The following is a 7,357-nucleotide window of genomic DNA, read 5'->3' on the forward strand; positions in this document are numbered from 1 at the left end:
CACCCATACCGGGTTGGCTACTCGCCCGACCCCGCGGCCGTGACGGCCTTCGCGGCCTCGCGCACCGCGCCGGCGACCGCGCCCGCGACCTTGTCGTTGAACACGCTCGGGATGATGTAGTTCGGGTTCAGCTCGTCCTCGGTCACCACATCCGCCAGTGCCTTGGCGGCCGCGAGCATCATCTCGGTGTTGACCGTGCGGGACTGCGCGTCGAGCAGACCGCGGAAGACACCCGGGAAGACCAGCACGTTGTTGATCTGGTTCGGGAAGTCGGAGCGGCCCGTGGCCACAACTGCGGCCGTCTGACGGGCGATTGCCGGGTCGACCTCGGGGTCCGGGTTCGCGAGCGCGAACACGATCGCGTCGTCGGCCATGGCGGCCACGTCGTCGCCGTCAAGGACGTTCGGGGCCGAGACGCCGATGAAGACGTCCGCGCCGTGCACGGCCTCCTTCAGCGTGCCGGTGAGACCCTCGGGGTTGGTGTTGTCGGCGATCCAGCGCAGCGGCGAGTCCGCGGGAGCCTCCCGCAGGTCCTCACGGCCGGCGTGCACGACGCCGTGGATGTCGGCGACGACGGCGTTCTTCACGCCCGCCGCGAGCAGCAGCTTGAGGATGGCCGTACCGGCCGCGCCGGCGCCGGACATCACCACGCGAATGCTCTCAATTGCCTTGCCGGCCACGCGAAGTGCGTTGGTCAGGGCGGCCAGCACGACGATCGCCGTGCCGTGCTGGTCGTCGTGGAAGACGGGGATGTCGAGGGCCTCGCGCAGCCGCGCCTCGATCTCGAAGCAGCGGGGCGCGGAGATGTCCTCCAGGTTGATGCCCGCGAAGCCGGGGGCGATCGCCTTGACGATCTCGACGATCGCGTCCGTGTCCTGGGTGTCCAGGCAGATCGGCCAGGCGTCGATGCCGGCGAACCGCTTGAAGAGGGCCGCCTTGCCCTCCATGACGGGCAGCGCGGCCTTCGGGCCGATGTTGCCGAGGCCCAGCACCGCCGAGCCGTCCGTCACGACCGCAACGGAGTTGCGCTTGATGGTCAGACGCCGTGCGTCCTCGGGGTTCTCGGCGATCGCCATGCAGACCCGGGCCACGCCGGGCGTGTAGATCATCGAGAGGTCGTCACGGTTGCGGATGGGGTGCTTGGACGCCATCTCGATCTTGCCGCCGAGGTGCATCAGGAACGTACGGTCGGAGACCTTGCCGAGCGTTACGCCCTCGATGGTGCGCAGCTGTTCGACGATCTCGTCGGCGTGCGCGGTGGAGGTGGCCGCGATGGTGACGTCGATGCGGAGCTTCTCGTGCCCGGAGGCGGTGACGTCGAGGCCGGTGACCGAGCCTCCGTGGGACTCGACGGCTCCGGTGAGCTGAGAGACCGCGGTTCCGCTCGCGGGCACCTCCAGCCGGACCGTCATCGAGTAGGAGACGCTGGGCGCCGTTGCCATGGCCGACTTCCTCTGCTTTCACCTGTGACGCTGGGTATGCCGTCCGATCGTCGCACCTACCGCCGAGTAGGAGTTAGCCGGGCTTGAATTGCGAACGTATTGTTCGCCACGTCTTCTCATGAAAAGGGACCCACGTCACAAGGTGACGTGGGTCCCTTCTCTCCGTTCATGACACCGACCCGCCATGCTCGCCTCGCGGCAAGTGGTCGCTCGTAGCGACGAAGGTTGGGCCCGGGGGCTTGGATCGAGCCGGTGCCACACCCAGGCTAACAAACGGATCCCGTAAGGCCATTCCCGTACCGGTGGTTCATCCGGATCAATCTGTCGGATCAGTCTCTGAGCAGGTCCGGCACCCCGGAAGCGTCCGGTTCGTCCCGCTCCCCCGACACCACCGTCAGCTGCTGGGTGGCCCGGGTCAGCGCGACGTACAGGACGCGCAGTCCGGCCGGCGACTCGTCCGCGATCTCCGCCGGGGAGACGACGACCGTCGCGTCGTACTCCAGCCCCTTCGCCTCCAGGCTGCCGAGCGCCACGACCCGGTCGCCGAGTCCGGCGAGCCACTTGGCCGCCTCGTCGCGCCGCTGCATGGCGACGACGACGCCGACCGTGCCGTCGACGCGGTCGAGCAGGCGCGCGGCTTCCTCGCGGACGGTCTGTGCGAGGGAGTCCCGTACGACCGTGCCGCGTCCCTTGTCCGTTGTCACGAAACGTGGCTCGACGCCGGTGGAGCGGACGGCCGACGGCGAGGTCGAGCCCGGCATGGCCAGCGCCAGCACCTTCGCCGCCAGCTGGGCGATCTCGGCCGGGTTGCGGTAGTTCACGGTGAGCTGGAAGCGGCGGCGCGGGCGGGTGCCCAGTGCCTCGTCGCGTGCCTCGGCCGCCTCGTCGACGTCGGACCAGGACGACTGGGCCGGGTCGCCGACGACCGTCCACGTCGCGTGGCGGCCCCTGCGACCGAGCATCCGCCACTGCATCGGCGTGACGTCCTGGGCCTCGTCGACGATGACGTGCGCGTACTCGACTCGCTCGGCCGCCAGCCGCTCGGCGCGCTCGCGCTGCGACTCCTCGCGGACCGGCATCAGCTCCTCCAGGCCGGTGAGCTGGTCGAGCGGGTCCAGTTCGCGCTTCTTCCTGGGGCGGGCCGGGGTGCCGAGGATCGCCTGGAGCTCGTCGAGCATGGCGATGTCGTGCACGGAGTACCCGTCCCGCTTGAGCGAGCGGGCGACCTTGCGCACCTCCCCCGGGTTGAGGATGCGGCGCGCCCAGCGGCCGAGGCGGCGCTCGTCGGCCATCGCCGCCAGGACGTTCCTCGGGGTCAGCTCCGGCCACCAGGCGTCGACGAAGGCGATGAAGCTGTCCTCCGTGCTGACGTCCTCGTCGAAGGAGGAGCGCAGTTCGGCGGCGAGTTCGGGGTCGGAGTGGCGGGTGGCGCCGCCCGACTGCGCCCACAGGGCGTCGAGCAGCAGCTTGCGGGCGCGCGGGCGCAGCAGGTTCACGGGGGCCGTACCGCCGAGGGTGGTCCGGCGGATACGTTCCAGCGCGTCGGCCTCCAGCTCCAGGCGGCGCCCGAAGGCGACCACGCGCAGCCGGTCGGGGGGTCCGGCGGGGGTCCGCGCTTCGGGCTCGGCGTCGTCGCCGAAGGCGAGCTGCCCCGTGCGGTCGGCCCCCGCGGCACCGACGGCGGGCCGGCCGGGCACGGCCCCGCCCGTCCGTCCCAGCTCCAGCGCGCCCCGCGCGGCCTTCCGCAGCACCTTGAGCATGCGGTACGAGCCCTTGGCGCGGGCCGTGGACGGGGAGTCGTACAGCGTGGCCTCGGCTCCGTCGACGAGTGAGCCGATCGCGCGGATGGCGACCTGGCCCTCCTCGCCGAGGGAGGGGAGGACGCCCTCGGTGTACGCCACGAGCAGCGGGGTCGGGGAGACGATCAGGATGCCGCCCGCGTACCGGCGCCGGTCCTGGTAGAGGAGGTAGGCGGCGCGGTGCAGGGCCACGGCCGTCTTCCCCGTCCCCGGACCGCCCTCGACATACGTCACGGAGGCGGCGGGGGCGCGGATGACCAGGTCCTGCTCGGCCTGGATGGAGGCCACGATGTCCCGCATGGTGTGGCTGCGGGCCTGGCCGAGGGCGGCCATGAGGGCGCCGTCGCCGATGACGGCCAGCTCGTCCCCGCCGAGGAACGCCTTGAGCTCGGGGCGCATGAGGTCGTCCTCGACGCCCAGCACGCGGCGGCCCTTGGAACGGATGACCCGGCGTCGTACGACCCGCCCCGGATCCACCGGGGTGGAGCGGTAGAACGGCGCCGCGGCCGGGGCCCGCCAGTCGATGACCAGCGGGGCGTAGTCCTGGTCGAGCACACCGATACGGCCGATGTGCAGCGTCTCGGCGATGTCGGCGGTGTTGTCCGCCCGGACCGCGCCCTCGGCGGGCTCGACGGCGGTGTACGCGCCGTCGGGTCCCTTCTTTCCGTCCTTGCCGGGCAGCAGGTCGATCCGGCCGAAGAGGAAGTCCTCGAACTCGTTGTTGAGCCGATTGAGGTGGACGCCCGCCCGGAAGACCTGCGCGTCCCGCTCGGCGAGTGCGCCGGGCGTACCGACCTGGCCGCGCTGGGCCGCGTCGTTCATGAGGAACTCCGCCTCGTGGATCTTCTCCTCGAGCCGTCGGTACACCCGGTCCAGGTGTTCCTGTTCGACGCCGATCTCCCGGTCTCTCAGGGAGTCTTCGAGCGCGGTTTCCTGTGGAGCCTGAGCGGCCACCGGGCCCCCTTCTGACGTGCTGGGCAGCCGTCAACCGTACGCGAAGGAGACCCGGAATCGCTACGGCGACTACACGTCGACCTCGACGATCTTCTTTCCGTCGAAGTCCATGACCTCGACGTGATCGACGTCGTCGGGGGCCATGGAGACGCCGCCGCTGACGTAGAGCGGGTTCCTGGCCTGCTCGGTCTTGGCGTCCGGGATGCCGTAGCCCCACTTCGGGACGGACCAGGAGGCGGCCGTCTCACGCTCGCCGTCCTTGCTGACGAAGATCAGGGAACACTTGAGCGGACCCTTGACGCCCTTGAGTTCGAGGGCCGTCTCGGTGCCCCAGAGCTTCTCCGACAGGGCGACGGTCGCGCTGACGCCGGTCGTCGAGTCGGTCCCCGAGACCTTGTTCTCGATGCCGGTGAACAGGTCCTTGGCGGGGTTGGCCGCCTGCACGGTCCGGTTCTCCTCGCTGCCACCGCCACCGTCGCCGCCGTTCGTCGCCACGGCCACGAATGGGCCGCCGACGATCAGCGCGGCCGCCGCGGCGACCATGTAGAAGCCACGCCGGCGCTTCTGGGCGCGGCGCTCGGCGACCTCGTCGACGAGCTTGTTCACCAGGCGCGGGCTGGGCTTGGCGGACAGGGAGTCACCGATCGCGGGCGTGCCGGCACCGGGCAGGTCGGCGAGGGCCGCCAGCATCGGTTCCATTCCGGCGAGCTCGTCCAGCTGCTGGGCGCACCATTCGCAGGTCGCGAGGTGCGCTTCGAAAGCGGTTGCCTCGGCGTCGTCGAGGATCCCGAGGGCGTAGGCGCCGACGGTCTCGTGCTCGCTCGGGGCAGGATGTCCCTGCATGGGACCAGACATACCCGAACCGCCCATCCCGAATCCCTGGTTTCCCCCGTAAACACTCATCACGCCGTCACCCCCCGCTCCTCCAGAGCCAGCTTCATCGACCGCAGGGCATAGAACACCCTGGAGCGAACGGTGCCGCTGGGTATGCCCAGCGTTTCGGCCGCCTCGTTGACCGTACGCCCCTTGAAGTACGTCTCGACCAGGACCTCCCGGTGGGCGGGGGTCAGGTCGTCGAGTGCGTCCGACAGCGTCATCAGCCACAGCGCCTTGTCGATCTCGTCCTCCGCGGGGATGACCTCCAGCGGCGACGGATCGACCTCCTGCGGCCGGGCCTGCCGACTGCGGTGGCCGTCGATGACGATGCGCCGGGCGACCGTCACCAGCCAGGGGCGTACCGATCCGGTCGCTCGATTGAGCTGTCCGGCGTTCTTCCAGGCACGGATGAGCGTCTCCTGCACGACGTCCTCTGCTCGTTGCCGATCACCGGCGACCAGTCGAAGGACATACGCGAGGAGGGGTCCGGCGTGCTCTCTGTACAGCGCACGCATCAGCTCCTCATCTGGTTCCGAGGGCTGGGACATGCGATGTCGGGCCCTCGATCCACGTTCATTGGCCACGACGGAATCCTTGCGCACGCCCACCTCCGATGTCCGGGGGTTCCCCCAGTCGGTCGCTCGACCACCCGTACGGAAACGGCCCGTTGAGTGTTCAAAGTGAGGCGACAGTTTTCTTCGGAGTGACGTGACGAGCGGGACATGGCAGCACATTCCCACCGTGCGATCTTTACATTTCCGTCACATCGGCAAGATCGAAAAGGAGCTTCCCTACGGGGGCGTAGGTAAACGGCATGTAATCGAAATCACTTCGACAGCCGTTCCACAGAAGCCGCATAACGGGCTGTCAGGCGCGCGCGAGAGCCGCGCGACGGCGATGCCGGGCGACCCTTTCCCGATTCCCGCAGACCTCACTGGAGCACCAGCGCCTCCTGCGCCCCCGGGACGAATCGACATAAACGATCGGGCAGTTGTCCCCCTCACACTCCCTCAGCCCGGCCCGCGCGACCGGATCGGTGAGCAGTTCCAGGACGTCCCGCGCGAGCGCGCCGAGCAGCGCGGCGCACTCCGGCGGATGATCCAACTGCCGGACGAGGGTCCCGTCTTCACCGCGTACGGCACGGGGGGCGGGTGGCGCCGCGCGGGCGATGTCGTTGACCCGGGCGAGCGCGATGTCGTACGACGGCCAGGGCTCGGGGGCGAGTCCGCCGCGCACCAACTGTCCGATACGTCCGCGCAGTTCACGGAACCCGACGAGCCAGGCGGCGTCGGCGTGTGCCAGCGGCGTGCCCGGCGGCGCCAGACCGGCCCCGACGATCCAGGCGCGCAGCACCTCGACGGAGTCGAACCGCTCCTCGGGGTGGCTGGTCGCGAGGAGATCCAGAGAGATCCGCCCGGCGCCGAATCGCAGGTCGTACGCGCCCGTGGCCGTACCCAGTGCCATGTGCCTGTCACCGCCTAGGGGTCACCCCGGTCATGAGGGGTCGGTGAGATGCGGAGAGGAGAGCTGGGGAGAGGAGAGCTGGGGAACCGTTCCCTCTAACAGTGCCTGCCCACAGGCGGAGCCGGAACCCCTCGTACCGGCGGTTGGCGCTGGACGACCGCTTATGGGGCTGCGCGTGACGGCCATGTCCGGGCGGGCCGCGGGTCCGTTGACTGGAGGACATGAGCACACGGAACAGCACGGTCGTCGGAACGGTACTGGGCGCGGCCACGGTCGCCATGGGCCTGATCGCCGGGGCCTTCTACATCTTCGCCTGCGGGGTGATGCCGGGGTTGGCGCGGAGCGATGACCGGGTGTATGTCGAGGTCATGCGCGACATCAACGACGCGTTCGAGAACCCGGTGTTCTTCCTGGGCTTCTTCGGGGCGCTGGTGCTGACAGGTGTGTCGGCGTGGCAGGTGCGCGGGGCGCCGTACCGGGGATGGGTATGGGCGGCGCTGGCCGCGTACGGGCTGGCCTTCATGGTCACCGTCGCCTTCAACATCCCGCTGAACGACAGCCTGAAGGGCACCGGGGATCCGGCCGCCCTGCGGGAGGAGTTCGAGGATCCGTGGTTGGCGTGGAACGTCGTACGGGCGGTGCTGGCGACGGGGGCGGTGGGGTTCTTGGCGCGGGGGTTGGTGTTGTACGGCCGGATCAGGCAGGCGACTGCCCAACACCGGCCCAGGCACTCCAGCCCGTCCGGCGATTGAGGACGAGGCCGCTCAGGCCGATAGCCGGGGTCTGGGGGCGGCAGCCCCCAGCGAGGGCGACACCGGCGCC

6 protein-coding genes are annotated in these 7,357 nt (G+C 69.9%); 1 reads left to right on the top strand and 5 read right to left on the bottom strand.

Annotation, left to right across the window (positions count from 1 at the left end):
- Positions 1 to 17: 17 nt before the first annotated feature.
- From ADK36_RS24530 to ADK36_RS24550, 5 genes are all read right to left on the bottom strand, one after another.
- Positions 18 to 1,442, bottom strand: coding sequence for an NAD-dependent malic enzyme (locus tag ADK36_RS24530; RefSeq protein ID WP_048583287.1), 1,425 nt, complete (start codon positions 1,440 to 1,442; stop codon positions 18 to 20).
- Positions 1,443 to 1,771: 329 nt separating this feature from the next.
- Positions 1,772 to 4,195: a HelD family protein gene (locus tag ADK36_RS24535; RefSeq protein WP_048583288.1), complete on the bottom strand. Its 2,424-nt coding sequence runs from the start codon at positions 4,193 to 4,195 to the stop codon at positions 1,772 to 1,774.
- A 69-nt stretch (positions 4,196 to 4,264) separates the two neighbouring features.
- Positions 4,265 to 5,098, bottom strand: coding sequence for an anti-sigma factor family protein (locus tag ADK36_RS24540; protein ID WP_078916383.1), 834 nt, complete (start codon positions 5,096 to 5,098; stop codon positions 4,265 to 4,267).
- Positions 5,098 to 5,619 (bottom strand): sigma-70 family RNA polymerase sigma factor, encoded by a 522-nt coding sequence (locus ADK36_RS24545; protein ID WP_010039908.1) that lies wholly within the window; start codon positions 5,617 to 5,619, stop codon positions 5,098 to 5,100. Before ADK36_RS24545 ends, ADK36_RS24540 begins: the two co-directional genes overlap by 1 nt.
- Before the next feature lie 319 nt (positions 5,620 to 5,938).
- Positions 5,939 to 6,535: a CGNR zinc finger domain-containing protein gene (locus ADK36_RS24550; protein WP_048583289.1), complete on the bottom strand. Its 597-nt coding sequence runs from the start codon at positions 6,533 to 6,535 to the stop codon at positions 5,939 to 5,941.
- Positions 6,536 to 6,756: 221 nt separating this feature from the next.
- On the opposite strand from ADK36_RS24550, the gene ADK36_RS24555 reads away from it, so the two are divergent.
- Positions 6,757 to 7,287: a DUF1772 domain-containing protein gene (locus ADK36_RS24555; RefSeq protein WP_053199044.1), complete on the top strand. Its 531-nt coding sequence runs from the start codon at positions 6,757 to 6,759 to the stop codon at positions 7,285 to 7,287.
- The last annotated feature ends 70 nt before the right edge of the window (positions 7,288 to 7,357 follow it).

The organism is Streptomyces viridochromogenes (genome assembly GCF_001270495.1).
Taxonomy (GTDB): Bacteria; Actinomycetota; Actinomycetes; order Streptomycetales; family Streptomycetaceae; genus Streptomyces; species Streptomyces viridochromogenes_A.

Excerpts from the sequence above, each read along its gene's own strand:
- ADK36_RS24555 (WP_053199044.1), top strand. The coding sequence starts at position 6,757 with ATGAGCACACGGAACAGCACGGTCGTCGGAACGGTACTGGGCGCGGCC.
- ADK36_RS24540 (WP_078916383.1), bottom strand. The coding sequence starts at position 5,098 with ATGAGTGTTTACGGGGGAAACCAGGGATTCGGGATGGGCGGTTCGGGT.
- ADK36_RS24550 (WP_048583289.1), bottom strand. The coding sequence starts at position 6,535 with ATGGCACTGGGTACGGCCACGGGCGCGTACGACCTGCGATTCGGCGCC.
- ADK36_RS24545 (WP_010039908.1), bottom strand. The coding sequence starts at position 5,619 with ATGTCCCAGCCCTCGGAACCAGATGAGGAGCTGATGCGTGCGCTGTAC.
- ADK36_RS24530 (WP_048583287.1), bottom strand. The coding sequence starts at position 1,442 with ATGGCAACGGCGCCCAGCGTCTCCTACTCGATGACGGTCCGGCTGGAG.